This window comes from Streptomyces sp. NBC_00223 (assembly GCF_036199905.1).
Taxonomy (GTDB): domain Bacteria; phylum Actinomycetota; class Actinomycetes; order Streptomycetales; family Streptomycetaceae; genus Actinacidiphila.
In genome coordinates this window covers 2,914,630-2,940,140 of record NZ_CP108109.1, presented here as the reverse complement: position 1 = coordinate 2,940,140, position 25,511 = coordinate 2,914,630, and the positions used below count along the sequence as shown (strand labels likewise).

Here is a 25,511-nt window from a genome sequence, read left to right as displayed (position 1 = left end):
GCGACGGCTGTCCGCCTCGGCCGATACGCTCGCTCTGTACCCGCCGACCGGTCGGCGTGGGGGTCCGTTCAGCGCGGTCGCCCGACCGTCTGCCGTATCGGAAGACACATCAGAAGAGCAGATCCGCATCACGGCAACGCCCGTACCGGGTAAGCCTCCGCACGCCATTCGCATCGACGACCAGGAGCACACGATGTACGGCCACGGCACCGCTCCGCCGCCGCCCCCTCCCACCAGCAGTGGGACGGTCATCGGGCTGCGTGTGCTCTTCGCCGTTCTGCCCGTGGTCACTCTCGCGGTCGGCGCCTGGGGATCGATGCTGCGGGTGGCCCTGCTGCGCAAGCGCACCCTGGACTGGGCCCTGACGGTGATCGTCGGCGCGGTCGGGGTCGGCGGGTTCGTCCTGGCGGGCAGCGCGGACGACGAGAGCAGTTGGCAGAGCAACCTCGGGGCCGGCTGTGTGCTGGTGTGCATGTGCGCCACGCCGGTGTACTTCCTGATCATGGACTTCCTCTGGGCCGACACCGCCGCCCGCAGGGCGCGGGCGGTACCGCCCGTCCCGCCGATGCAGCCGAACCCCTATGCCTCCGGCGTCATGCCGGGCCAGGTGCCCGGGCGGATAACCGGCGCGCCCGGTGTCCCCGGGCGGCCGCCCTACGGCTACGGGCAGCAGCCCCGGCCCCCGCAGGCCGCACCGCCTGTGCCGTCGGCCGCGCCCACGCCTCCCGCAGGGCCGAGGATCCATCAGGTCCGGGCTGAGCTGGACGAGTTGAGTGACTTCCTCCGCAAGGAGGAGGGCAGGTGATCGGTCGGCTCATCGCCGGGCGGTACGAGCTGGCCACCATCATCGGCCAGGGCGGCATGGGTCAGGTATGGACCGCGTACGACCGGCGGCTCGACCGCAGGGTCGCCGTGAAGCTGCTGCGGCCCGACAAGGTCGCGGGCGGCGAGGACGTCACGGAGCTGCGCCGGCGGTTCGACCGCGAGTGCCGGGTCACCGCCCAGGTCGACCACCCCGGCCTGGTCACTGTCCACGACGCGGGCGGGGACGGCGACGAGCTGTATCTGGTGATGCAGTACGTCGACGGTGCCGACCTCGGTGACCATCTCGCCGAGCACGACCCCTACCCGTGGCCGTGGGCGGTCGCCGTGGCGGCCCAGTTGTGCGCCGTGCTGTCCGCCGTCCACGCCGTGCCGATCGTCCACCGCGACCTCAAGCCGCGCAATGTGATGATCAAGCCGGACGGTACGGTCACCGTGCTCGACCTGGGCGTCGCGTCCGTGATGGACACCGACACCACCCGGCTCACGCACACCGGTTCACCGATCGGCAGCCCCGCGTACATGGCGCCGGAGCAGGCCATGGGCGGCGCCGTCGGACCGCGCACGGACCTGTACGCGCTCGGGGTGCTGCTGCACGAACTGCTCAGCGGCCATGTGCCGTTCGCCGGCACCACCGCGCTCGGCGTGCTGCACCGCCACCTGTACGAGGCGCCGGTGCGCTTGCGGCAGGTGCGCCCCGAGGTGCCGGAGCCGCTGGAGTCCCTGGTGCTGCGGCTGCTCGCCAAGGACCCGCAGCACCGGCCGGCCGACGCCCAGGACGTCTACCGGGAGTTGGCGGCGCTGCTGCCCGTCCCCGGAGCCGCCGCCCAGCACGGCCGGCTCGGCCCGATGGACCCCACCCGGCCGTTTCTTCGCCCGCACGCGCCCTGGCCCGACCGGGTCGCCCAGCCGCCGGCCGCCGGCCCCGGACCCGCCCCGGCCGCCGCGCCCGCGGGCGCCGACCTGGCCACGGCCGTCGACGAGGTCAAGCGGCTGCTGGACGCCGGGCGGATCACCCGGGCCGTCGACATGCTCGGTGGCATCCTCCCGGCCGCGGCCGAGAAGCACGGTGAGCACTCCCCGGTGCTGCGGGCCCTGCGCAAGCAGTACGCGGCGACCTTGATGGAGGACGGCCAGTACCGGCGGGCGCTGCCCGAACTGCGGCGGCTGTCGGAGCAGTTCGCGTCCCAGTACGGCGGGGCGGACCGCCAGGCGCTGCAGTTCCGCTACGAGGCCGCGCAGTGTCTGGAACAGCTCGGCGACACCGCCGCCGCGCTGAGCGAATACCGGGTGCTGCTGCCGTACTTCGAGCAGTACGCCGCCACCGATCCCGCGCCCCCGCTCGACATCCGGCGCCGGATGGGCCACCTCCTGCTGTCCGTCGGCGACCGTCCGCGCGCCCGTGAGGTGCTGACCCGGTTGCTGTACGACGCGGAGCGGGTGCACGGCCCGCATCATCCGTTCCCGGTTGAAATCCGCCGTACGCTCGCCTGGTTGGGGCAGGTACAGGCATAAAACGCAGTGAGACCGCGGGGGTCGGTGCGCTGTGTGCCGCCCCCGGACGACCATTTCTGAGGTGCGTGCATGGACATACGAATATCCCGGACCCTCGCCTGCGCCGCGGTGCTCACCGCGGCGCTCGGTCTGGGGGGCTGCAAGGCCGCCACCGTCGGCGCGGACCCCAAGGGCGGCCCGACATCGGGCGCCTCGGCCCCCCGCGCCGCCCACGGCAGCGCGCTCGAAGCGGCCAACGCACTGCCGGTCAAGGGCCGGGCGACGAAGACGGGTTACGCGCGCGACCAGTTCGGCGCGGCCTGGGCGGACGTTGACCACAACGGCTGCGACACCCGCGACGACATACTCAAACGCGATCTCAAGAAGCTCACCTTCCGGTCGGGCACCAAGGAGTGCATCGTCACCGGCGGCAGCCTCGCCGACCCGTACACCGGCACCAAGATCCTCTACAAGCGCGGCGCCAGCAAGGTGGACATCGACCACGCCGTCGCGCTGTCGGACGCCTGGCAGAAGGGCGCCCAGAAGTGGACCAAGGACCGCCGCAAGGAGTTCGCGAACGACCCGCTCAACCTGCTGGCCGTCGACGCCTCCACCAACCGCCGCAAGAGCGACGGTGACACGGCCACCTGGCTGCCGCCGAACACGGGGTACCGCTGCGCCTATGTGGCCCGGCAGGTCGCGGTGAAGAAGAAATACGGCCTGTGGGTGAGTTCGGGGGAGAAGGCCGCCATGCGCACGGTCCTCACCACCTGCCCGAAGGAGGCGCTGCCCGCCGGATGAGCGGGACAGACCTCCGGAACGGCCGCGCCGGCGGGGAGCGGGGCCCGGCCGGCGCGCGGCCGATACGGGGGCGTCCCGGGCGTCGGTGCCAAGGCCGGTACAGAGCACCAGAATTGTCAACCGACCAGCGTACGGTCATACTTTCCCCGCTCTGCCGTGCTTCCGTTGTGACGCATGCGAGCCCGGTCGGCCGTCACGCGCCCACCGCCCCGCTGTCCCGATCCGTCCGAGGACTTCCATGTCGCGTCGCCGTCTGCCCAAGCCCAGATGGCGGCGTTATGCCGCCATAGCCGCCGCCGTGGTCGTCATCTCGGGCGGCGCCGCGCTCGCGGGGGCCGTCACGCACGGCGGTTCGTCCGGGGACGGACACCCGGCGGACGCCGTCGACGCGGCCCAGGGCGCCGGCACACCGCTCGCCTCCTCCGGCAGCGGCGCCAAGTCGCCCTCGCCCAGCGGCAAGGCGAGCCCGTCCGCCAAGGTGTCCGGCACGGCCAAGGCGAGCGGCACCCCGACCACCACCCCCACGACGTCCGCGAGCGCCACCAAGGGCGCCGCCACCAAGGCAGCCACCGCCCCGACGGCCACCCCCGCCACCCGCCCCGGCCCCGCGCATCCGGCCACCGCGCGGATCTTCACCGGCCTCGCCTTCGACACCTGCACCGCACCGAGCGCGAGCCGGATGAGCGCCTGGCACGCGAACTCCCCGTACGGCGCGGCCGCCGTCTACGTCGGCGGCCGCAACCGAGGTTGCGCCCAGCCGGAACTGACCGCCTCCTGGGTGCGAACCGTGAGCGCCGCCGGGTGGAGGCTGATCCCGCTGTACGTCGGCGCCCAGCCGCCGTGCCAGACCAGTGCCAACCCCGAGTGGATCACCGCCTCCAACGCGGCCTCCCTCGGCACCTCCGACGGCGCCGACGCGGTGGCGGACGCCGCCGCGCTCGGCATGCGCGCCGGAAGCGCGGTCTATCTGGACATGGAGTCCTATGACGCGAGCGACACGGCGTGCGTCAACTCGGTGCTGACCTATGTCCAGGCGTGGGACAAGGCCGTGCACGCCCGCGGCTACTGGGCGGGTTTCTACGGTTTCACCTCCTCCAGCGCGGCCGTGGTCGCGAACGCCCAGGGCACGGTGCCCGACCTGCCGGACGCGCTCTGGTACGCCAAGTACGACGGCAACGCGAGCACCACCTCAGGATTCCCGTTCTCGCCGGGCCTGTGGACCGGCCACCGGCGGGGCCACCAGTACCTGGTCAACCAGAAGGAGACCTACGGCGGCGTGTCGCTGACCGTCGACCGCGACGCCTGGGACGCCCCGGTCGCCGTCACCGGCTGAGCCCGGCCGACGACAACCGGCCCGGCCCCCGGCCGGTGGGAAACGGACCCCGCCCGGCGGGAAGCAGACCTCCCACCGGCGGGAAACCGACCCCGCGCCGACGGGAAAGGGCCACCCGGCGGCGTTCGCACAGCCATTGCCCGTACGCTCCAGGGGATCATCTTCCGCAGAGTGCTGGCTAACAGTGGCTCTTGCTCCATATCCTCGTGCTCGATCATCACATCAGCATCGCGAGGCTTGTTCCCCGCCGGGAGGCACCATGGTCCGCCGCCGTACAGCCGTCTCGATCGCCGTTGCGGGGCTGCTGCTCGCCGCACCGGCCCTCACCGCGTGCGGGTCGGGACCGGCCCATCCGGGCGCAGCGGCCGTCATCGGCGACCACCGGATCACCGAGTCCACGCTCCAGGCGAGGGTCGACGCGCTGCGGACCGAGGAGGGCAAGTCCCCGCAGGGCGAGCAGGCGCTGGCGAGCAGCGGCAATCTGTCGGCGCAGACGCTGAGCATGCTCGTGCAGTACGAGGTGATCGCGCGGGCCACCAGCGACGCCGGGCTGCATGTCAGCGACGCCGACGTGCAGCGGGAGCACGCGGCGGCGCTCGCCCAGTTCGGCGGCAGCGAGGCGCAGCTCGACGCGGTGCTGCTCCAGAACTACGGTGTGGCGCCCTCCGGTGCCGACGAGTTCTTCCGCTCCAACGTCGCGGTCGGCAAGCTCATCCAGAGCCTCGGTTTCCAGCCCGGCAGCGACGGCGGCAACCAGGCCCTCGTCGCGTCCCTGTCCAAGACCGCGAATTCGCTGGGTGTGCACATCAACCCGCGCTACGGCACCTGGGACGGGAAGAAGGCCGCCATCGCCGCGACCTCCGACCCGTGGGTGGCCAAGAAGACCGTGATCCCGGAGCCGGACGCCGGCGCGTGACCGCGTTGTCAGTGGTCCGGGGTACGTTCGAAGGGTGAACGAAGAACTCGACGAGACCGCCGCCCCCGGCCGGCTGGTGCTGCTCACCACCAGCCACCGGGTCGCGCCCGGCCAGCTGTCCTGGCCCGCGTGGCAGACGCTGCGCGAGGCCGACCGCGTGCTGTGCGCCGACCCGGACCACCCGCAGCTGCCCTATCTGCGGGAGGCCGGTACAGCGGTCGAGCTCGCCACCCCGAGCGGCCAGGAGCTGGTGGACGCCACCGCGGGCGGCCGGACCGTCGTCTATCTCCCGCCGTCCGGCGGCGCAGACCCGGCCGTCACCGACGAGCTGGCCAGGCTCGGCGGCTCCGGGCGGGTCGCGATGCCCGACCTGGAGCTGCTGCCCGGTTCGTACGACCTGCCCGGCGCGCGGCTGCTCGACGCGGTGCAGGTGATGGACCGGATCAGGGCCGAGTGCCCGTGGACCAGCCTGCGCACCCACGAGGATCTGGCCACGTACGGCATCGAGGAGATGTACGAGCTGGTCGAGGCGATCGAGCAGGGCGACCGGGAGGCGATCCGCGAGGAGCTGGGGGACGTGCTGCTCCAGGTCGTCCTCCACGCGGCGATTGCCGAGGGCGATCCGGAGGAGCCCTTCGGGATCGACGACGTGGCCGCCGGGCTCGTCGCCAAGCTCATCCACCGCCACCCGCACATCTACGGCGACGAGGTCGCGGAGACCCCGGAGCAGGTGCAGGAGAACTGGGCGCGGCTCAAGGCGGTCGAGAAATCCAGGGAGTCGGTCACGGACGGGGTCCCGCTCGCCTCCCCGGCGCTGGCACAGGCCGCGAAGCTCGCGGGGCGGGCCCGGCGCGCGGGTCTGCCGCTCCCGGCCAGTCCGCCCGCGCCCCTCTACGACGACGAGACCGCTCTCGGCGACCATCTGCTGGCCGAGGCGGCCGCCGCCGAGTCGGCGGGCATCGACCCGGAGACGGCCCTGCGCCACGCCGCCCGCCGCTACCGCGCCGCGATACGCGAGGCGGAGTCCGTCACACCCGAGGCCGCACCGCCGCAGGAGTGAAGGGGACGCCCGGCCGGGACGCCGGCCGGGGCGGATACCGTCGGGGGGTGACCGACCCCGCGAATCCGCGTCCCGCTTCCGCCGGCCCGGCGTCCTCCCGTCCTTCGGACGGCGGCCCCGCCGGGTCGTGCCCTGTCCCGTCCGGCCCCGCGGACCCGGGCCCCGAGGTGCCGGAGCTGTTCTCGTGGCAGTTCGCCACCGATCCGTACCCGGCGTACGCGTGGCTGCGCGAGCACGCGCCCGTGCGGTGGACGACGCTGCCCAGCGGCGTGGGGGCGTGGCTGGTGACGCGGTACGGCGACGCGCGGGAGGCGCTCGCGGACGGGCGGCTGAGCAAGAACCCCGTCCATCACGCGGGGGAGTCCCGGACCAGGGGGAAGACCGGGATCCCCGGCGAGCGCGGCGCGGATCTGATGACTCATCTGCTGAACATCGACCCGCCCGACCACACCCGGCTGCGGCGCCTGGTGTCGAAGGCGTTCACCCCGCGCCGGGTGGCGGAGTTCGGGCCGAGGGTGCAGGAGCTGACGGACGGGCTCATCGACAATTTCGCCCGGCACGGCGAGGCCGATCTGATCCACGACTTCGCCTTCCCGCTGCCGATCTACGCGATCTGCGACCTGCTGGGCGTTCCGGCCGAGGACCAGGACGACTTCCGGGACTGGGCCGGAATGATGGTGCGACATGTCACACCCGGTCAGAGCGGCGGCGGCCCCCGCGGCGGGGTCGCGCGCTCGGTGAAACGCATCCGCGCGTATCTCGTCGAGCTGATCCACCGCAAGCGCGGTGACCTCGGGGACGACCTGATCTCCGGTCTGATCCGGGCCGGCGACCACGGCGAGCACCTCACGGAGAACGAGGCCGCCGCCATGGCCTTCATCCTGCTCTTCGCCGGGTTCGAGACGACCGTGAACCTCATCGGCAACGGCGTTCACACCCTCCTGCGCCACCCCGAACCCCGCGCCCTGCTCCAGACCGAACTGGCCCGCGGCGCCCGGAAGAAGGCGCACCCCCAAGAGACAACGGAAGCAGAAGCGCGCACGGACCCGGCCCGCCCCCCGGCCGGTGGCGATCTGCTGGAGACGGCCGTAGAGGAACTGCTGCGCTACGACGGCCCGGTGGAGCTGGCGACCTGGCGCTACGCCACCAGCCCGCTCACCGTCGGCGGACAGCCGATCGCGGCCGGCGACCCGGTCCTGGTCGTGCTCGCGGCCGCCGACCGCGACCCGGCCCGCTTCGACGCGCCCGACACCGTGGATCTGGCCCGCAGGGACAATCCCCACCTCGGTTACGGACACGGCATCCACTACTGTCTGGGTGCACCACTCGCCCGGCTGGAGGCCAGAACCGCTCTGGGGACACTGCTGACCCGCCTCCCGGACCTGCGGCTCGCGGTCGATCCGGAGGAGCTGCGCTGGCGCGGCGGCCTGATCATGCGGGGGCTGCGCACCCTGCCGGTGACCTTCACCCCCGAGGCGTCGCAGTCAAAGTGACGTCGTGTCAGGAATGTGATCCCGACGTGACGCTCGCTACACCGACTTGTGATCCCTTGGCCAACACCGCTACGTTCTGCGGTCAACGCGAGGCACGAACGGCTCGCGGACGCGCCATGCCTCACCGACGCGCGGGTCTGGGCACGACGTCAACCCGCGCAGGCGCGTAAGGCTTTGACGAAAGGCGACCGCATGCTCTCGTCCGGTAACGGCCGGCACCGACGGCCCCGTCAGGCGCCGGCGGCCATGGTGACCGTGGCCGCGACAGGCGCGGGAATCGCGCTCCCCCTGCTCGGCGCGGGCGTCTCGCACGCCGCCGACGCCGGCACCTGGGACAAGGTCGCCGTCTGCGAGACCGGCGGCCTGTGGAGCGCCAACACCAACAACGGCTTCTACGGCGGCCTCGCGATCACCCAGGACACCTGGGACATGTACGGCGGCGACGTGTTCGCCGACCGGCCCGACCTCGCGTCCCGGGCGCAGCAGATCACCGTCGCCGAGAAGGTCCTCGCCGCCATCGGCCCCAACGCCTGGCCGGGCTGCGAGACCGGTACGGGGCTGCTCGACGACACCGCCACGCCGGATGTGGACCCGGGCGACACGCCCGCGCCCACCGCGCAGCCGTCGAGCCCCGCCGACAGCACGCCGGCGACTCCCACGACTCCGGTCACCACGCCCACCGCCGACCCCACCACGGCCCCGCAGACGCCTCCGGTGACTTCGGCCCCACCGGTCGCCTCCACCACGCCCGACGCGCCCACCGCGGACCCCTCCGCGCCCGTGGACACGACCGACCCCGGCGCGCCCGTCACCACCGCGCCCGGCGACCCGGACCCGACGGGCACCGCCTCGCCGGGTGGCGGACGCCACGCCAAGCCGTACAGCCCGACCGACGAGGAACTCGCCGCCGCCGACCGGGCGTCCCGGACCCAGGTCTACGCCGTCACCGAGAACGACGACGACACGGCGGCCACGGGCGACGGCACCGGCACGGCGAACGACGGCACCACCGGCGGCACTCCGCAGGTCCCTGGGAGCGACTACACCGTCGACGCGGGCGACTCGCTGTCCGGCATCGCGGCCGCCCATCACGTCGACGGCGGCTGGCGGCATCTCTTCGCGGCCAACCAGACGGTCATCGGAGACGACCCGAATCTCATCAAACCCGGACAGATCCTCAATCTCGGCTGAGGCAAAGGCTCTTAGCGCCCGAGAAGCAAAACGGACATACCGCTTTTCGGTCGCTCGGGAAGATGTGACAAGCGTCTCCTCGGACCCTGTGACCGTCTGCTCGCAGAGCGCTCAAATCGGGCCTTCCGACCTGCGCTTCTCCCTACCCGCCGGGTGGGGGAGCGCGGTTGGTGATCCACAATCGAATTATTGAACTACTCCCCGGGGTGTGCTTAACGTCTTATCGCTCGCCACAGCGAGCCCCGTTGGTACGGAACGCCGAGTCCTGCCGCCGGCCGACGGGAACAGTCGACGCGAAAGCGCCGCAGGCAGGAGCGGGGGACCCAAAGTCCTTCGCCGGACCCGGCCGTACGCCACGCAGCACCGGACAGCAGCCCGCTGCGGCACGTACGGCAAGGACCGGCTCGGGGTGAAGCCGTGGCTCCGTGTCCAAGCGGGGCCAGGCCGGGCAACTCACGTCCGAACCCGACAGCTGACCTCGTAGGCGTCGGTGAGGACAAATCATCATGGGTAAGCACCGTCGTGCCTCAAAGCTCGTCCGTTACACCACATATGCCGGAATGGTCGGGGCCGCGGCCGTCGCCGTCCCGCTGATCGGCGCCACCGCCTCCTCCGCCGCCTCGGTCGCCACCTGGGACGCCGTCGCGCAGTGCGAGTCCGGCGGCAACTGGTCCATCAACACCGGCAACGGCTACTACGGCGGCCTGCAGTTCTCGCAGTCCAGCTGGGCAGCGGCCGGCGGCCTGCAGTACGCGTCGCGCGCCGACCTGGCCACCAAGGACCAGCAGATCGCCGTCGCCGAGAAGCTGCTCGCCCTCCAGGGCCCGGGCGCCTGGTCCTGCGCCTCCGCCGGCGGTCTGACCTCCGGCGGCCCGGCCCCGGACATCAACCCGTCGGGCTCGTCGTCGTCCTCCTCCGGCTCCTCCACGCCGAAGCCGTCGACCCCCAAGCCGTCGACTCCCAAGCCCTCGACCCCGGCGCCCTCCACCACGACCCCGTCGACCGGCGGTTCCTCGTCGCACGCGTCGAGCGGCCACCACGCCTCGTCCTGGACCCGGCACGCCCAGAAGGGCGCGTACACCGTCGTCTCCGGCGACACGCTGTCCCAGATCGCCGCGTCGCACCACGTCAACGGCGGCTGGCACAAGCTGTACGAGCTCAACAAGAGCACCGTCAAGGACGCCGACCTGATCTACCCGGGTCAGCACCTGCGTCTCGGCTGAGCCGGCTCGTAGGGACACCGCCGTTCGGGCCCCGGCCCCGGCCGCGCACGCCGCGAAGGCAGGGCGCCGGGCCCCGGACAGCACCTCACCGAGACATCCGTACGACGGTCGGCCGACGCCCGGCTGAACGGCGGCCGACAGCTTTCCCACTCCCCGACCGGGCACGCACTCCCCCCGACGTGCCCGGTCGGGGTATTCCGTCTCAGAGGTCGGGCCGACGACCGGCGCGGGCCCGGATGCCGGTTAGGCTCGTCCCGATAAAGACGAGAAGACATCTCTGAAGGAGACAACGTGCCGTCCATCGATGTCGTCGTAGCCCGGGAAATCCTCGACTCGCGAGGCAACCCCACCGTCGAGGTCGAGGTCGGCCTCGACGACGGCAGCACGGGCCGAGCCGCGGTCCCGTCGGGCGCCTCCACCGGCGCTTTCGAGGCCCTCGAACTCCGCGACGGCGACAAGAACCGCTACCAGGGCAAGGGCGTCGAGAAGGCCGTCCTCGCCGTCATCGAGCAGATCGGCCCGGAGCTGGTCGGGTACGACGCCACCGAGCAGCGGCTGATCGACCAGGCGATGTTCGACCTGGACGCCACCCCGGACAAGTCCTCGCTGGGCGCGAACGCGATCCTCGGTGTCTCGCTGGCCGTCGCGCACGCCGCCTCCGACGCGTCCGACCTGCCGCTCTTCCGCTACCTGGGCGGCCCGAACGCGCATGTGCTGCCGGTCCCGATGATGAACATCCTCAACGGCGGCTCGCACGCGGACTCCAACGTCGACATCCAGGAGTTCATGATCGCCCCGATCGGCGCGGAGTCCTTCTCCGAGGCCGTGCGCTGGGGTGTCGAGGTCTACCACACCCTCAAGGGCGTGCTGAAGTCCCGCGGCCTGTCCACCGGCCTGGGCGACGAGGGCGGCTTCGCGCCGAACCTCGGCTCCAACCGCGAGGCCCTCGACCTGATCATCGAGGCCATCAAGCAGGCCGGTTACGCGCCCGGCCAGGACGTCGCGCTCGCGCTGGACGTCGCCGCGTCCGAGTTCTACAAGGACGGCAAGTACCAGTTCGAGGGCAAGGAGCTCTCGGCGGCCGAGATGACCGAGTACTACGAGGAGCTGGTGGCCTCGTACCCGCTGGTCTCCATCGAGGACCCGCTGTTCGAGGACGACTGGGCGGGCTGGAAGGTCCTCACCGACAAGCTCGGCGGCAAGGTGCAGATCGTCGGCGACGACCTGTTCGTCACCAACCCCGAGCGGCTGCAGAAGGGCATCGACAACGGCACGGCGAACGCGCTGCTGGTGAAGGTCAATCAGATCGGCTCGCTCACCGAGACGCTGGACGCGGTCGAGCTGGCCCAGCGCAACGGCTACAAGTGCATGATGTCCCACCGCTCCGGCGAGACCGAGGACGTCACCATCGCCGACCTGGCCGTCGCCACCAACTGCGGCCAGATCAAGACCGGCGCCCCGGCCCGCTCCGAGCGCGTCGCCAAGTACAACCAGCTGCTGCGCATCGAGGAGATCCTGGAGGACGCCGCGGTGTACGCCGGCCGCTCCGCGTTCCCCCGCTTCAAGAACTGAGCCACGGCGGGGCCACGCCCCTCGGCACCCCAGCCTCCGTACGTCCCCGCACCCGGTCCCGTACCGTGGTCGGGGACGTACTGGCATGACGTACCGGCGGGACACACCGGAATTCGCGGCATACCGGAATTGAGGACGGCGAGGGGAGTACGGCGTGGCGGCGGACCGGTTCTCCACCGCGGCCCGGCTGAAGGCCATCGGGCAGGAGGCACAGGCACGGGTCTACCGGGCGGCGGCCCGGCCTCAGGTGCGGCGCAACAGGCTCACCGGCCGCGCGGCCCTGCTCGCTCTCGTGCTGTGCGCGCTGGTGGTGGCCCTGGCCTACCCGATGCGGCAGTACATCGCCCAGCGCTCCGACATCGCCGACCAGCGCCGCGCGGCCCAGCGGGCCAAGGAGAAGGTCGAGCAGCTGCGCGAGGAGAAGGCCCGCTGGCAGGACCCGCAGTACGTACAGACCCAGGCCCGCGAGCATCTGCACTACGTGATGCCCGGCGAGACCGGCTTCACCGTGGTGAACCCCGGCCCGGCCGCGACCGATGACGCCGCCGAGCACCACCCGGCCAACGCCGCGGCCGCGCTGCGCCCCTGGTACGACAACCTGTGGGACAACGTGGACCAGGCCGACGCCGCCGCGGTCCCGCGCCGCTGACCCCAGGACCGTCACCGGCCCGCACGCCCCTTCCGCCTTCCCACCTCTTCCGACCGCACCCCGACGCAGAACGGCCCATGGACACCACTCCCGAACCCACCCCTCCCACCGAAGCCGACATCGCCGCCGTACGCGCCCAGCTCGGCCGGCCGCCGCGCGGGCTGCGGGCGGTCGCCCACCGCTGCCCGTGCGGCAACCCGGACGTGGTCGAGACCCAGCCCCGGCTGGAGGACGGCACGCCCTTCCCGACGCTGTACTACCTGACGTGTCCGCGCGCGGCCTCCGCGATCGGCACCCTGGAGGCGGAGGGCGTGATGAAGCGGATGACGGCCCGGCTGGCCGAGGACCCGGAGCTGGCCGCCGCCTACCGCGCCGCCCACGAGGACTACATCTCCCGCCGCGACGCCATCGAGGTGCTGGAGGGCTTCCCGAGCGCGGGCGGCATGCCGGAGCGGGTCAAGTGTCTGCACGTCCTGGCCGGCCACGCACTGGCCGCGGGCCCCGGAGTGAACCCCTTGGGCGACGAGACCCTCGCCCTGCTGCCCGACTGGTGGGCCAAGGGCCCGTGTGTGCCCGCGCAGACCGGGCACCCGCAGACGGAGAGCGCGCCGAACGAGCAGCCGCAGACCGAGCAGCCGCCGACCGGGCGGTCGCGGACCGAGGAGTCACAGTGACCAGCACACGTGTCGCGGCCGTCGACTGCGGGACCAACTCGATTCGCCTCCTGGTGGCCGATCTCGACCCGGAGACGGGGACGCTGAAGGATCTCGACCGGCGGATGCGGATCGTCCGGCTCGGCCAGGGCGTGGACCGTACGGGCAGGCTGGCGCCCGAGGCGCTGGAGCGCACCTTCACCGCCTGCCGGGAGTACGCCGAGGCGATCCGCGCGCACGGGGTGCCCGTGGAGCGGACCCGCTTCGTGGCCACCTCCGCCTCCAGGGACGCGGAGAACCGGGACGACTTCGTCCGCGGCGTGATGGACATCCTGGGCGTCGAACCCGAGGTGATCACCGGGGACCAGGAGGCGGCCTTCTCCTTCACCGGCGCCACCCGCGAACTGACCGGCGGTCACGGCCTGGCGACGCCGTATCTGGTGGTCGACATCGGCGGCGGCTCCACCGAGTTCGTCCTCGGCGAGGAGCGGGTGACCGCGGCCCGCTCGGTGGACATCGGCTGCGTACGGCTGACGGAACGTCACCTGGTGCGCGATGGCAGGGCGATCGACCCGGCGACCCCCGAACTGGTCGAGGCCGTCAGGGCGGACATCGACGCGGCGCTGGACGAGGCCGCGCGTACCGTCCCCCTGGACCGGGCCCGTACGCTCGTCGGGCTCGCCGGCTCGGTCACCACCGTGGCGGCGGTCGCGCTGGACCTGCCGGGGTACGACTCCGCGGCGATCCACCACGCCCGGCTGTCGCTCGCGGACGTCCGGGCGGTCACCGAGCGGCTGATACGGGCCACCCACGCCGAGCGCGCCGCGAACCCCGCCATCCACGAGGGCCGGGTCGACGTGATCGGCGCCGGCGCCCTGATACTGCTGAGGATCATGGAGCGCACGGGCGCGTCGGAGGTCGTGGTCAGCGAGCACGACATCCTCGACGGCATCGCTTGGGATGTGGCACTCGGCGACGAGTGACACTTCGCCGGTGATGCCGGACGGAATCGCCTGGAATGCGCTCAGTTGAGAGCGGAAAGCGCCCGGCTGAGCGGCTGTTGAGCGGTCGGGCGCTGTCCGGATCGTGGTCCTCCGAAAAGCTTTGTGAAACTCTTCACATGAAGTTCCCGCCCAATGGCCCAACTTTCCAAGGCGTGCGGGCACACAAGCCCCGGAATCCCTGGTCGGTGAGTGTTTCGCCGGTGTTGCGCACGCCACAACGCCCATGGGGCGGTGGTCGATCGACGCTGCTCAGGGCCGTGTCCCCCAACGGGCGGCGGGCCCCGGCCCACGCCGCTCACGTACCCCCAGGTCGTGGGGTCGCGCAGTGTAGCAGAGGGTGTCCAGACCCTTGTGAAGGGGCTCACGAGGTACCCCCCCTCCCGTGCTGGATACTCGAAACATGAGCACCACGGAGCGTCCACGGATACTCGTAGTAGGCGGCGGCTACGTCGGCCTGTACGCGGCGCGCCGCATCCAGAAGAAGATGCGGTACGGCGAGGCGACTGTCACAGTCGTCGACCCGCGCTCGTACATGACCTACCAGCCTTTCCTCCCCGAGACCGCAGCCGGCAGCATCTCCCCGCGCCATGTCGTCGTCCCGCTGCGACGTGTGCTGCCCGGGGCCGAGGTGCTCACCGGCCGGGTCACCACCATCGACCAGGACCGCAAGGTCGCCGTGGTCGAGCCGCTCGTCGGCGAGTCCTACGAGCTGCCCTTCGACTGTCTGATCATCGCGCTCGGCGCCGTCTCCCGTACCTTCCCGATTCCCGGCCTGGCCGAGAACGGCATCGGGATGAAGGGCGTCGAGGAGGCCATCGCGCTGCGCAACCACATCCTGGAGCAGCTCGACAAGGCCGACTCCACGACCGACGAGGAGATCCGCCGCAAGGCGCTCACCTTCGTCTTCGTCGGCGGTGGCTTCGCGGGCGCGGAGACCATCGGCGAGGTCGAGGACATGGCCCGCGACGCCGCCAAGTACTACCCGAACGTGAAGCGCGAGGACATGCGCTTCATCCTGGTCGACGCGGCGGACAAGATCCTCCCCGAGGTCGGTCCGCAGCTCGGCAAGTGGGGCCTTGAGCACCTGCAGGAGCGCGGTATCGAGGTCTACCTCAACACCTCGCTGAAGAGCTGCGTCGACAAGCACGTGGTGCTCGCCAACGGCCTGGAGATCGACGCCTCCACCATCGTGTGGACGGCCGGCGTGAAGCCCAACCCGGCGCTGGCGAAGTTCGGCCTGCCGCTGGGCCCGCGCGGTCACGTGGACACCACGCCGACCCTCCAGGTGCGCGGCACCGACTACATCTGGGCCGCGGGCGACAACGCCCAGGTCCCGGACCTCGCCGCCGGCGAGGGCGCCTGGTGCCCGCCCAACGCCCAGCACGCGCTGCGCCAGGCCAAGGTGCTCGGCGACAACGTGGTCTCCGGGATGCGCGGCTTCCCGCAGCAGGAGTACAAGCACGCCAACAAGGGCGCGGTCGCCGGGCTGGGGCTGCACAAGGGCGTCGCGATGATAGTCGTCGGCAAGACGAAGATCAGGCTCAAGGGCCGGCTCGCCTGGTACATGCACCGCGGCTACCACGGCCTGGCCGTGCCGACGTGGAACCGCAAGATCCGGGTCTTCGCCGACTGGACGCTCGGCGCGTTCCTCAAGCGCGAGGTCGTCTCGCTCGGCGCGATCGAGAACCCGCGCGACGAGTTCTACGAGGCCGCCCGGCCGATCCCGGCCCCCGCCGCCGAGCAGCGGCCGCGCAAGGCCGAGGCGGAGCAGGTCGTCGCGTCCTGACCTGGGGGAATGTCCACCCGTCACGCCGCCCGTAGCTCCGTCCGACGCTCCGCAGGGGCGCCCGCCATCCGTGGTGCGGGCGCCCCTTCGGCGTTCCCGGTCCCGACCGGGGCGGCCTTCCGGCGTATGTCCGTGTATCCGTAACGTAGATTTGCCAGTCAGCGACGGTTTTCAGTCGTAGGCTCGGAAACATGGCTGACGCGGCTCATCGCATCCTCGAACTCGCCGATCACGCCCTCTCGACACCGTTCCCGCTGCGCTTGCGTGCCTGGGACGGCAGCGAGGCCGGGCCTCCCGGCGCCCCCGTACTCGTCGTCCGCAGGCGCCGGGCGCTGCGCCGTCTGCTGTGGCGGCCCAGCGAACTCGGCCTGGCCCGCGCCTGGGTGGCCGGCGACCTCGATGTGGACGGCGACCTCTACCAGGCGCTCGATCTGCTCTCCGGGGTGTTCTGGGAGCGCGACGAGACCGATCCGGGCAGCGGCCGCGCCGAGGCGCTGCGCCGGCTGTCCTCCGCGCTGCGCGACCCGGCCACCTACCGGCTGGCCGGCAGCGCGCTGGCCCTGACCGGCCCCGGCCTGCCGCCCGCGCCGCCGCCGGAGGAGGTCCGCCGCCGTACCGGCATCGCGCACACCAGGCGCCGTGACCAGGCGGCCATCGCCCACCACTACGACGTGGGCAACGACTTCTACGCGCTCGTGCTCGGGCCCTCCATGGTGTACTCCTGCGCGCTGTGGCCGGAGCCCGGCACCACGCTCGAAGAGGCCCAGTACGCCAAACTCGACCTGGTCTGCCGCAAGCTGGACCTGCGCGAGGGGCAGCGGCTGCTCGACGTCGGCTGCGGCTGGGGCTCCATGGTGCTGCACGCCGCCGAGCACTACGGGGTGCGCGCCACCGGCATCACCCTGTCGGTCGCGCAGGCCGCCTTCGCCCGCAAGCGGATCGCCGAGGCCGGGCTGACCGAGCAGATCGAGATCCGGGTCCAGGACTACCGCGACGTCAAGGACGGGCCCTATGACGCGATCTCGTCCATCGGCATGGCGGAGCACGTCGGCAGCGAACGCTATCTGGAGTACGCGCGCACGCTGTACTCCCTGCTCAAGCCCGGTGGCCGTCTGCTCAACCACCAGATCGGGCGGCGTCCGCTGCGGCACGAGGAGGCGTACCGGATCGACGAGTTCATCGACCGCTATGTCTTCCCCGACGGTGAGCTGGCGCCGATCGGGGCGACGGTGAGCCGGCTGGAGGAGGCCGGCTTCGAGGCGCGGGACGTGGAGGCGCTGCGCGAGCACTACGCGCGCACCCTGCGGGCCTGGGTGGCCAATCTGGAGGCGCACTGGCAGGAGGCCGCCCGGGTCACCAGCGCCGGCCGGGCCCGGGTGTGGCGGCTCTACATGGCCGCGTCCGCCCTGTCCTTCGAGCACAACCGGATCGGCGTCAACCAGGTGCTGGCCGTCCGCACCGAGCCCGGCGGCGCCTCGGGGATGCCGCCCACGCGCACGGCGTGGCTGTCGTAGGTACGGGTGGCTCCCGGCGGTGGAGGGGTAGGCGGCGGCCGGCGGGGGGAAGGACACCGGCATGACACAGAAAGTCCAGGGCGTGGTCGCCCGGAGCAAAGGCGCGCCGGTCTCCCTCGAAACCGTGCTGATTCCCGCCCCGGGCCCCGGTGAGGCGGTCGTCCGGGTGCAGGCGTGCGGGGTCTGCCACACCGATCTGCACTACCGGGAGGGCGGGATCGGCGACGACTTCCCGTATCTGCTCGGCCATGAGGCCGCGGGCGTGGTGGAGGAGGTGGGCGAGGGCGTCACCGATGTGGCCCCCGGCGACTTCGTCGTCCTCAACTGGCGTGCGGTGTGCGGGCAGTGCCGGGCCTGCCGGCGCGGTCGCCCCTGGTACTGCTTCGCCACGCACAACGCGCGGCAGAAGATGACGCTCGAGGACGGCACGGAGCTGTCGCCCGCCCTGGGCATCGGCGCCTTCGCGGAGAAGACCCTGGTGGCCGCAGGGCAGTGCACCAAGGTCGACCCGGCCGCGTCACCGCAGGTGGCCGGGCTGCTGGGGTGCGGGGTGATGGCCGGGGTCGGCGCGGTCGTCAACACCGGGGCCGTCGGCCGGGGCGACTCGGTGGCGGTCTTCGGCTGCGGCGGCGTCGGCGGCGCGGCGGTGATGGCGGCGGCCCGGCTGGCCGCGGCCGGCACGATCGTGGCGGTCGACGTGGACGACCGCAAGCTGGAGATCGCCCGCGGACTCGGCGCCACCCACACGGTCAACGCGCGCACCACCGACCCGGTCGAGGCGATCCGCGAACTCACCGGCGGATTCGGCGCCGATGTGGTGATCGAGGCGATCGGCCGCCCGGAGACCTACAAGCAGGCCTTCTACGCCCGCGATCTGGCGGGCACGGTCGTCCTGGTGGGCGTGCCCACCCCGGAGATGACGCTGGAGCTGCCGCTGCTGGACGTCTTCGGCCGCGGCGGCGCCCTGAAGTCGTCCTGGTACGGGGACTGTCTGCCCTCCAGGGACTTCCCGGTGCTGATCGATCTGCATTTGCAGGGACGGCTGGACTTGGATGCCTTCGTCAGCGAGACCGTCGGACTGGGGGACGTCGAGCAGGCGTTCGCCACGATGAAGCAAGGCGACGTCCTGCGCTCGGTGGTGCTGCTGTAGTCCGCGGCCCCGTGCGGCGGACACCCGCACGGGCACTTCCGCGCTGATCGGGGCACTTGGCGGGGCACCCGTGCAGCGCCCGCGACGGCTGAGACTGGTCGTTTTCCGACTGCGGAGAGCGATTTCGCGTCACTTGTGCGTGAGGGTTGTTGCTGCTGTGAAAGCCTTCTGTGGTGCAACGGGACCTGAATCGGACGTCTAACGATCCGTCAGTAACCCCTAAAATAAGACAACATGGCCAGTTGGCCGTCCTGTTCGTGACCTTCAACACGGATACGCTTTCCATGCGCCCCGCCGGCCCGGATGGTGGAACGCAGACACGGCGAGCTTAAACCTCGCTGCCCCTCGGGGGCGTGCCGGTTCGAGTCCGGCTCCGGGCACTCACCCCCTTGGGTGTTGAGCTGCGGGAATGCGTGATTCCGGCGTGATCGTCCGCCGCTGGGGAGCACGCCGGGAACACGGGCCGGTGCGTGAGGCGCAGTCGTCGGGCGGAGCCCCGGCCCGCTCCCGCGCCGTCAGGACCCGGCCGGCGCCCGTAGCCTGGCGGCCGAGGCGACCGTGGCCGCCGCCTCCCTTTCGGTGAGGCCGGTGTGCACGGCCGCCGTCACCAGAGCGGGCGCCAGCGACTCCCCGAGACCGGCGTCGTAGGCCCGGCAGGCGGCCCAGAAGAGCCGGCCGTTGCGTTCTCCTTCGTGTGAATCAAGTACGAATCGCACGAGCGAGGCGGCACGTTTCTCCACGGGGTGCCGCGGCTCGGCGGGACCGGGGGCCCGGGCCGGGGCCGGCGGCGGGCCGGCGAGTGCGAGCAGGGCGGTCGGGGCCGGCGCGACCGGGTGGTGCGCGGTGCCGGGCGCGAGTGTGTAACGGCCCGCGACCGTACGGGAACCGGGGCCTACGACGTAGCCGCCGGTGCCGCGGATGTCGATGCCGGGGGCGAGCCTGCCCACCGAGTTGGGGACCGGGCCGGGGGCGCTCAGCCAGAGGTGGCGGCCGCCGCTCGGGGTGAGCACGGTGACGGTCTCCGGCAGCGTGAACCGCCGCTCCCGCGCGAGTCCGGCCAGCGCGGCGACCCCGTCGGCGCCGTGCTTCACATCGAGGTCGACCCCGATCAGGTGATGCGGCGCCCGGCCGCACGCGATGCCGTAGCCGGTCGCCCAGGGTGCCAGGGCGAACAGCGCCCGCACCGCGGCCGGCTCGGTCGTCGCGTCGTGCACCCCGTGGCCGGGGCGCCCGCACGCGCCGCGGCAGTCGCCGGCCCGCGGCTCGTGGCGGTGCGGGGAGCGGACGGCGGGCAGCTTCGTCCGGGACAGCGGGATGACCGGCAGCCCGCGCGCGGCGGCGAGAAGGGCCGCGTGCAGGGCACGGGTGTGGTCGGGGCGTGGCATGGCCCGCTCCCTGTTTATCGAACGCATGTTCGTCTGCACACTTCAGTGATACCGCGCCGGACCGACAGCGTCCACCTCGTATCCGGGCGACCCGCGTCACGCCGGGCCCCGCCGCCGGTGGCTGTCAGTGCCGGGTCATACGCTCGGTGCGAGCGGACCCGTGGCCGGAGCCACGACGGAGGGATGGGGCACATGGACGGACTGCACGCGGGAGACGCGGAGTTGTGCGCGGGCGGGGGAGAGGCACGGCCGGCGGCCGAGGGGGAGACGGCGCTGGCCCGGCTGATCATGGACGGCGGCGACCTGCCGCACGCCGCGAGCCACCTCGGCAACGCCTTCGCCGCCGACCCCCGGCTGCCCGAGGCCCACGAGGCGCTGGCCGAGCTGGCGGCCCGGGCGGGCGGACCGGGGGCCGCGCTCGACCTCTTCCCGCCGGACCGCCCGTACATCGGCGCGATGGTCTGCCGCGCCCACCTCCAGGCCGCGAGCGGCGAGTGGGCCGACGCGATCGGTCTGATCGCGGGCGCCATCCGCGCCGAGCCCGACCGCCCCTGGTCGCATGTCGCCTGGCTCACCCAGGAACGGCTGCCGGGCCTGCTGGCCCCGGAGGTCATGACCCGGGCGCTGGCCCGCGCGGTCGGCGGCGCCATGCCCGACCCGCTGCCCGAGACCGCCCGCGAGGCGCTGCGCCCCTTCTACGACCTCGTGTGCGCGGTCGTCGAGCGGCATCACGAGGACGCGCAGCTCGCCGCCATGGGCTCCGGCCTCGCCCGCCGGATCGGCGACACCGACCGGGCCGTCGCCTGGGCCGGGCGCGCGCACCGCGCTCAGCCGGGACACGTCAGCGCCGTCATGCTCGGGTACGCGCTGCGGGCCGCCGCCCGCCCCGACGACGCGCTGCGGGTCTGGGAGGAGGAGATCGGCCGGGACGCCTCCGATCTGTCCCTGATGGTCGACATCGCCGAGCTGTACGTCGCCACCGGCCGGGCCGGACTGGGGCTGCCGTGGGCCGAGCGGGCCGCCGCGGCCGGCCCCGAGCACCCGCAGGCGGCCCCGGCCGTCTTCGGCGTCCGGCACGCCGCCGACGGCGACCACGCCCACCTGCTCGCCCTCGCCGACCGCGTGCGGGCGCACCCGGACCAGCCGTACGCGGCCACCGTGCTCGCCCGGCGCGGTGAGTGGCAGCCCTGGCTCGGCGTCGTCGCGAGCGCCACCGAGGCGACGGTCAATGTCCTGCACCAGATCCTGGAGAGCCCGCACGCCGAGGAGTCCCGCGGCAACGGGATCCATCTCTCCGCCTCGATGATCGAACCCCCGAGCGCCACCGTCGCGTTCCTGATGTCCTTTCCGGGGGGCGAGCTGGTCAACCAGTCGGTGGGCGACCCCGATCCGCGCCTCCCCAGCCACCCGGGCCGGGTCCAGGTCTGGCGGTACCAGGGCCTGACCGCGCACCCCGCCGTGCCGCCGCCCTCACCGGAGGCGGCCGCGCTCATCCGGGACACCGCCTCGGTGACCTGGCCGCACATCCCGGCCGCGTACGACCACGCCGTACGGCTGTCCGGGCTGGCGCCCGACGATCTGCTCGGCGCCCTCGTCCACCCGCCGCTGCCCGCAGACGACGAGCAGGGCCGCTTTCTGCGCGACCACCGGCCCGAGCTGTGGATACGGGCCGTGCAGACCTTCGCCTGCCTCGGCCTCGCGCACCACCGGGCCGACCAGCCGTGGGAGGGCTCCGAGCGGCGCGACCTCCTGCTCGACCTGCTGCGCGGCCCCGAGGACTGGGTGAACGAGGCCGCCGCCTTCGCGATGGTCGCCACGGCCTGGGTCGACCCGCCGGCCCGCGCCGACGTCGGCCTGCGGGTGGCCGAGCGGATGCTGGCCGCGGCCAAGGCGTACCGGACCCGAGAGGTGACGATCCTGGGGTCGCTGTGCCGTCTGGTGCTGCTCTGCCCCTGGCTCGACGAGACCTGTACGGGGCTCGCCCGCGATCTGATCGCCTCCGTCGACCAGGGCGACGGGCAACTGCCGGACGACGAGCGGCTGACGGAGGGCGGCGGGGTGCTCGGCGGTGAGCCGGCCGACGCCGACCGTGCCGGGTCGGGGGCCAGGTGGAAGCGGGCCGCCCGGGCGGTGGCCGGCGGGGACGAGCAGCGGCCGCCGCGCCGGGGTCTGTTCCGCAGGAGGCGTGACTGAGGGGCCCTACCGGGGGAAGATCCTCCTCCAGGCGTATCACGGCTTTTTTGCCAACCTATTACTCTGGATGCAAAGTCGCAGTAGGCGGCCATGGAGGAGTGACATGAGGAGCAGCAACCCGGTGTTCTCCCGGCGGGGTTTCACCCGCGGGAACGAGTACGCAGGCTTCGGTGGCCCCGGCGCCCAGGGCGGCCGGCAGGGCAACCCGTACGCGCAGCCGGCCGGGCCGCAGGGCGGCAATCCGTTCGCGCAGGCCCCCGGCAACCCTTACGCCCAGCCGCCGCAGGCCCCGCAGCAGCCCCTCACCGCCGAGCAGATGGAGCAGGCGTACGCCGCGCCGGCCGCCGGGCCCGCCCAGACCGGCCGGATGACGATGGACGACGTCGTCATGCGGACGGGGATGACGCTGGGCACGGTGGTGCTCGGCGTGGTGCTCGGCTGGTTCGTGCTGCCCGACCGGTTCGGCCTCGCCATCGGGGCGGCGCTGATCGCCTTTGTGCTCGCGATGGTCCAGTCGTTCAAGCGCACCCCGATGCCGGGGCTGATCCTGGGCTACGCCGTCTTCGAGGGTGTCTTCCTCGGCGTGCTGAGCCGCGCGTACAACGACCAGTGGCAGGGCGCGCCGGTGCAGGCCGTGCTCGGCACCATGGCGGTCTTCGGCGGCATGCTCTTCGCCTACAAGACACGGCTCATCCGGGTCACCGCGCGCTACCAGCGCATCGGCATGGCCATCGCCTTCGCCTTCCTCGCGGCCATGGTGGTCAATCTGCTCTTCGCCGCCTTTGGCAGCGGGGACGGTCTGGGCCTGCGCACCGGCGGTCTGGGCATCGTCTTCTGCCTGCTCGGCATCGCCCTCGGCGCGTTCTTCCTGTCGCTGGACTTCAAGCAGATCGAGGACGGCATCCGCTACGGCGCCCCGCAGCGGGAGTCGTGGCTCGCCGCTTTCGGTCTGACGCTGTCGCTGGTGTGGATCTACCTGGAGCTGCTGCGGCTGATCGCGATCCTCCGCGACTGACCCCGGCCGCCCGGCGGAACCCGGCAAGGGCCGTCCAGGAAGCGCTGCTTCCCGGGCGGCCCTTCGGCGTTGTCGGCGGCGTGGAACGGGGTGGGGCGGGCGGGGGCTACAGCAGGTTGCGCGCGGCCCGCCGCAGGTCGTACTCGTGGACGAGGGCCTTGGCGTGGCCGTAGGAGAGGTCGTGCTCGCTGCGGAGCCAGCTGACCTTGTCGTCGAAGCGGAGGAAGGAAGGTCCGTCGGCGAGGTCGCGCAGCCAGTCGCTGACCTCGCGGCCTGTGCAGTGCGGGATGCGGTCGATCAGATTGCGATGGGTTTCCTCGGAGAAGTGCGTTTGGGACATCGGCGCCTCCGGTATGTGGTCCCGTCTTCCCACCGTGCCCGAGCCACGTGGCGTTGGCAACCATCCCGGACAGGTCGATACAGGTACGAATGGAGTCGCCCGAGCCGGGGTAGGGTCCCCCTCGTGTCCGATCACACCGCGCTGCACACCGCAGTGGACCGCCTCGCCGGGCGGCTCCGCTCGCTCCCGCAACGACGCCTCCAGGCGGGGGCGGCGGCCGAGGGCCTGGAGCTGGCCCGCTGGCTGGCCCGGCAGGCGCAGACGCTGGAGTTCCCCGGTCGTGAGCCGTACGAGCTGCCCGACGACGGGATCTTCGTGGTGGGCGACCAACTGGCCGTGGCGGGCAATGAGCTGGCGACGGCGCTGGTCGTGGCACGGGACCCGGGGCGTGGGGATTCCGTGCGGGCCGAGGCGCTGGAGCGGGTCGCGCGGACGGCGAAGGCCGTCGGCTGAGGGCGCCGGGGCGATGAGCCGCGGGTACGGCCGGGAGCAGGGTGCCGGGTGCGGGATGCCGGGTGCCGGCCCCTGGACGGGCAGGATCCGGATGGTTCGGCGGGGGGCGGATCGGCGCGGGACGCCGGGCGCGGGGCCGTGGGCGGGCCGTTTCGTGGCGGCAGTGCCGTGGGTCCGGGCACCGGGTCGGTCAGAGCGAGGCCACGACCCGGTCGGCGAGCACGTACACGCTCTCGTCGCCGTAGGCGAAGGTGAGCGCGTAGGCGCCGGCTATCGCCGAGCCGCCGCGCAGCACCGGGACCTCGCCGCGGTCGAGTGCGTCGGAGAGCTTGAGCGCGGTCTCGCGGTGGCCCGGGGTCATACACAGCGTGGTGCCGTCCGCGAAGACATAGACGTCGAGTGTGCCGAGTGGGCCGGGACGCACGTCGGACAGGGGTATCCGGGCGTCGGCGAGGTCGGCCAGCCGCTCGGCGGTCTGGTCCGGCGAGGCGACCACCGGGGAAGGCGCGAAGTCCGGGCCCGAGGGGTGCGGGAACGCGCCGGGGGCGGGCCGGGCCACCTCGGCCTCCTCCGGCTCCACGTCGGTGCCGAGGCCGCTCTCCGCGGCTGCCTCCAGGCCGGGCTCAAGGCCGGTGCCGGGGCTGGGTTCGAGGCCCGCGAAGTCGGCCTGCCGGGGCAGGTAGGGCAGGACCGGCGGGGCCTCGTAGTCGGCGTGGGCGTCGAACGCGGCGCCGCTCGGCCCGTGCGGCCCGCCGCGCGGGAAGCCGCTGTCGCCCGCGGTCTCGCGGGACTCCTGCTCGGCCCAGAAGGCGCGGGCCTCGGCGAGTTCGCGCTCCCGCTCGTCGGCGAGGGCCTCGGCCACGGCGGTGCGGATGTCGGTGGTGTCGGCGGTGGAGTCGCGGGGGGCGGGGATCCGCAGGGCGGCGACCTCGCGGCGCAGCGCGACCAGTTCGCGGCGCATGCCGCGGGCGATGAGCAGGGCGGAGGCACCCGTGGCCACGGCGAGACCCGCGGCGACCAGCAGGACGGTGAAGTTGGCACTCACTGACGTACTCCCGACTGATGCGACCCGAGCGTGCCCACCAGGGAGGTGGGCGAAACTTCCCCCACCCCTCACTCTGCCGGTAAACCCGTGGCCTTTGCAGTGCGGAACGTCATGAATTGACGTGGTCTGTGGGCTTGTCCCGTTCGGTCGCGGCCCCGCTGAGCTGCCAAAACGCAGCCGCCCCCGGGAAGTCAACTCCCGCGGGGGCGGACAGAATGCGATGTACATCACACTCCGTGCGCAAGGGAGTGGGTTGGCTACGGTGAGTAATAACGCCGCGCGGCGGGCGTTGATGCGGGCTGCGCGCCCCGGGCGCCTTCGCTTCCGGCAGGTGCCGTCCTCGTTCCTCGGGCGGCCCCTACCGTCCGCTGCGACTCAGCTCAGCCGCTCGCTTTTTTGGTCGCGTTTCGCTTCGCCTT

General features: G+C 72.6%; 22 protein-coding genes, 1 tRNA gene and 1 riboswitch. Of the genes, 20 read left to right on the top strand and 3 right to left on the bottom strand.

Annotated features, from left to right (window positions below):
• The first annotated feature begins 193 nt into the window (after nt 1-193).
• The 17 genes from OHA30_RS12245 to OHA30_RS12165 all read left to right on the top strand — a co-directional run bounded on the left by OHA30_RS12245 (nt 194) and on the right by OHA30_RS12165 (nt 19,041).
• Complete coding sequence (locus tag OHA30_RS12245; protein WP_328913849.1) at nt 194-805, top strand: hypothetical protein; 612 nt, start codon at nt 194-196, stop codon at nt 803-805.
• Nucleotides 802-2,337, top strand: coding sequence for a serine/threonine-protein kinase (locus tag OHA30_RS12240; protein WP_328913848.1), 1,536 nt, complete (start codon nt 802-804; stop codon nt 2,335-2,337). Before OHA30_RS12245 ends, OHA30_RS12240 begins: the two co-directional genes overlap by 4 nt.
• 69 nt (nt 2,338-2,406) lie before the next feature.
• On the top strand, nt 2,407-3,117 hold the full coding sequence (locus OHA30_RS12235; protein ID WP_328913847.1) for an HNH endonuclease family protein: 711 nt from the start codon (nt 2,407-2,409) through the stop codon (nt 3,115-3,117).
• Nucleotides 3,118-3,355: 238 nt separating this feature from the next.
• Entirely contained in the window at nt 3,356-4,450 is a 1,095-nt protein-coding gene (locus OHA30_RS33960) for a glycoside hydrolase domain-containing protein (protein WP_405785602.1), read from the top strand.
• 259 nt (nt 4,451-4,709) lie between these two features.
• Nucleotides 4,710-5,366, top strand: a complete 657-nt coding sequence (locus tag OHA30_RS12225) for a SurA N-terminal domain-containing protein (RefSeq protein WP_328913846.1) — start codon at nt 4,710-4,712, stop codon at nt 5,364-5,366.
• Between the two features lie 34 nt (nt 5,367-5,400).
• The gene (locus OHA30_RS12220) at nt 5,401-6,426 is read left to right on the top strand and encodes a nucleoside triphosphate pyrophosphohydrolase (RefSeq protein ID WP_328913845.1); all 1,026 of its coding nucleotides are present in this window, start codon (nt 5,401-5,403) and stop codon (nt 6,424-6,426) included.
• Nucleotides 6,427-6,473: 47 nt separating this feature from the next.
• The gene (locus OHA30_RS12215) at nt 6,474-7,919 is read left to right on the top strand and encodes a cytochrome P450 family protein (RefSeq protein WP_405785603.1); all 1,446 of its coding nucleotides are present in this window, start codon (nt 6,474-6,476) and stop codon (nt 7,917-7,919) included.
• Between the two features lie 255 nt (nt 7,920-8,174).
• On the top strand, nt 8,175-9,110 hold the full coding sequence (locus OHA30_RS12210) for a transglycosylase family protein (protein ID WP_328913844.1): 936 nt from the start codon (nt 8,175-8,177) through the stop codon (nt 9,108-9,110).
• A gap of 366 nt (nt 9,111-9,476) precedes the next feature.
• Nucleotides 9,477-9,612, top strand: a riboswitch (cyclic di-AMP (ydaO/yuaA leader).
• 4 nt (nt 9,613-9,616) lie between these two features.
• Nucleotides 9,617-10,333 (top strand): transglycosylase family protein, encoded by a 717-nt coding sequence (locus OHA30_RS12205; protein WP_405785604.1) that lies wholly within the window; start codon nt 9,617-9,619, stop codon nt 10,331-10,333.
• Nucleotides 10,334-10,624: 291 nt separating this feature from the next.
• Nucleotides 10,625-11,905, top strand: coding sequence for a phosphopyruvate hydratase (gene eno, locus OHA30_RS12200; protein ID WP_328913843.1), 1,281 nt, complete (start codon nt 10,625-10,627; stop codon nt 11,903-11,905).
• A 154-nt stretch (nt 11,906-12,059) separates the two neighbouring features.
• Nucleotides 12,060-12,554: an FtsB family cell division protein gene (locus OHA30_RS12195; protein ID WP_328913842.1), complete on the top strand. Its 495-nt coding sequence runs from the start codon at nt 12,060-12,062 to the stop codon at nt 12,552-12,554.
• A 77-nt stretch (nt 12,555-12,631) separates the two neighbouring features.
• The gene (locus tag OHA30_RS12190) at nt 12,632-13,228 is read left to right on the top strand and encodes a DUF501 domain-containing protein (RefSeq protein ID WP_328913841.1); all 597 of its coding nucleotides are present in this window, start codon (nt 12,632-12,634) and stop codon (nt 13,226-13,228) included.
• Nucleotides 13,225-14,190 carry a Ppx/GppA phosphatase family protein gene (locus OHA30_RS12185; protein ID WP_328913840.1) on the top strand — a complete coding sequence of 322 codons (966 nt, stop codon included), beginning with the start codon at nt 13,225-13,227 and terminating at the stop codon, nt 14,188-14,190. Before OHA30_RS12190 ends, OHA30_RS12185 begins: the two co-directional genes overlap by 4 nt.
• Nucleotides 14,191-14,611: 421 nt before the next feature.
• Nucleotides 14,612-15,997, top strand: coding sequence for an NAD(P)/FAD-dependent oxidoreductase (locus OHA30_RS12180; RefSeq protein WP_328913839.1), 1,386 nt, complete (start codon nt 14,612-14,614; stop codon nt 15,995-15,997).
• 191 nt (nt 15,998-16,188) lie between these two features.
• Nucleotides 16,189-17,511: a cyclopropane-fatty-acyl-phospholipid synthase family protein gene (locus OHA30_RS12175; protein WP_328913838.1), complete on the top strand. Its 1,323-nt coding sequence runs from the start codon at nt 16,189-16,191 to the stop codon at nt 17,509-17,511.
• Nucleotides 17,512-17,572: 61 nt separating this feature from the next.
• A complete protein-coding gene (locus OHA30_RS12170; protein WP_328913837.1) occupies nt 17,573-18,661 on the top strand; it encodes an S-(hydroxymethyl)mycothiol dehydrogenase in 1,089 nt (362 codons plus the stop codon).
• Nucleotides 18,662-18,958: 297 nt separating this feature from the next.
• A tRNA-Leu gene (locus OHA30_RS12165) sits at nt 18,959-19,041 on the top strand.
• Nucleotides 19,042-19,176: 135 nt separating this feature from the next.
• Here OHA30_RS12165 and OHA30_RS12160 read toward each other — a convergent pair.
• Nucleotides 19,177-20,046, bottom strand: coding sequence for a bifunctional DNA primase/polymerase (locus OHA30_RS12160; RefSeq protein WP_405785605.1), 870 nt, complete (start codon nt 20,044-20,046; stop codon nt 19,177-19,179).
• 192 nt (nt 20,047-20,238) lie between these two features.
• On the opposite strand from OHA30_RS12160, the gene OHA30_RS12155 reads away from it, so the two are divergent.
• Nucleotides 20,239-22,239: a tetratricopeptide repeat protein gene (locus tag OHA30_RS12155; protein ID WP_328913835.1), complete on the top strand. Its 2,001-nt coding sequence runs from the start codon at nt 20,239-20,241 to the stop codon at nt 22,237-22,239.
• Between the two features lie 103 nt (nt 22,240-22,342).
• The gene (locus tag OHA30_RS12150) at nt 22,343-23,254 is read left to right on the top strand and encodes a Bax inhibitor-1/YccA family protein (protein WP_328913834.1); all 912 of its coding nucleotides are present in this window, start codon (nt 22,343-22,345) and stop codon (nt 23,252-23,254) included.
• 106 nt (nt 23,255-23,360) lie between these two features.
• On the opposite strand, the gene OHA30_RS12145 is transcribed toward OHA30_RS12150, so the two are convergent.
• Complete coding sequence (locus OHA30_RS12145) at nt 23,361-23,594, bottom strand: DUF4287 domain-containing protein (RefSeq protein ID WP_328913833.1); 234 nt, start codon at nt 23,592-23,594, stop codon at nt 23,361-23,363.
• A gap of 123 nt (nt 23,595-23,717) precedes the next feature.
• Between OHA30_RS12145 and OHA30_RS12140 the strand changes: the two genes are divergently transcribed.
• On the top strand, nt 23,718-24,047 hold the full coding sequence (locus tag OHA30_RS12140) for a hypothetical protein (RefSeq protein WP_328913832.1): 330 nt from the start codon (nt 23,718-23,720) through the stop codon (nt 24,045-24,047).
• A 190-nt stretch (nt 24,048-24,237) separates the two neighbouring features.
• On the opposite strand, the gene OHA30_RS12135 is transcribed toward OHA30_RS12140, so the two are convergent.
• Nucleotides 24,238-25,092: a hypothetical protein gene (locus OHA30_RS12135; RefSeq protein ID WP_328913831.1), complete on the bottom strand. Its 855-nt coding sequence runs from the start codon at nt 25,090-25,092 to the stop codon at nt 24,238-24,240.
• Nucleotides 25,093-25,511 lie beyond the last annotated feature (419 nt).

Bases quoted from the DNA above. Each gene is read 5' to 3' on its own strand.
- OHA30_RS12245 (WP_328913849.1), top strand. From the start codon at position 194: ATGTACGGCCACGGCACCGCTCCGCCGCCGCCCCCTCCCACCAGCAGT.
- OHA30_RS12235 (WP_328913847.1), top strand. From the start codon at position 2,407: ATGGACATACGAATATCCCGGACCCTCGCCTGCGCCGCGGTGCTCACC.
- OHA30_RS33960 (WP_405785602.1), top strand. From the start codon at position 3,356: ATGTCGCGTCGCCGTCTGCCCAAGCCCAGATGGCGGCGTTATGCCGCC.
- OHA30_RS12225 (WP_328913846.1), top strand. From the start codon at position 4,710: ATGGTCCGCCGCCGTACAGCCGTCTCGATCGCCGTTGCGGGGCTGCTG.
- OHA30_RS12205 (WP_405785604.1), top strand. From the start codon at position 9,617: ATGGGTAAGCACCGTCGTGCCTCAAAGCTCGTCCGTTACACCACATAT.
- OHA30_RS12190 (WP_328913841.1), top strand. From the start codon at position 12,632: ATGGACACCACTCCCGAACCCACCCCTCCCACCGAAGCCGACATCGCC.
- OHA30_RS12180 (WP_328913839.1), top strand. From the start codon at position 14,612: ATGAGCACCACGGAGCGTCCACGGATACTCGTAGTAGGCGGCGGCTAC.
- OHA30_RS12175 (WP_328913838.1), top strand. From the start codon at position 16,189: ATGGCTGACGCGGCTCATCGCATCCTCGAACTCGCCGATCACGCCCTC.
- OHA30_RS12170 (WP_328913837.1), top strand. From the start codon at position 17,573: ATGACACAGAAAGTCCAGGGCGTGGTCGCCCGGAGCAAAGGCGCGCCG.
- OHA30_RS12160 (WP_405785605.1), bottom strand. From the start codon at position 20,046: ATGCCACGCCCCGACCACACCCGTGCCCTGCACGCGGCCCTTCTCGCC.
- OHA30_RS12155 (WP_328913835.1), top strand. From the start codon at position 20,239: ATGGACGGACTGCACGCGGGAGACGCGGAGTTGTGCGCGGGCGGGGGA.
- OHA30_RS12150 (WP_328913834.1), top strand. From the start codon at position 22,343: ATGAGGAGCAGCAACCCGGTGTTCTCCCGGCGGGGTTTCACCCGCGGG.
- OHA30_RS12145 (WP_328913833.1), bottom strand. From the start codon at position 23,594: ATGTCCCAAACGCACTTCTCCGAGGAAACCCATCGCAATCTGATCGAC.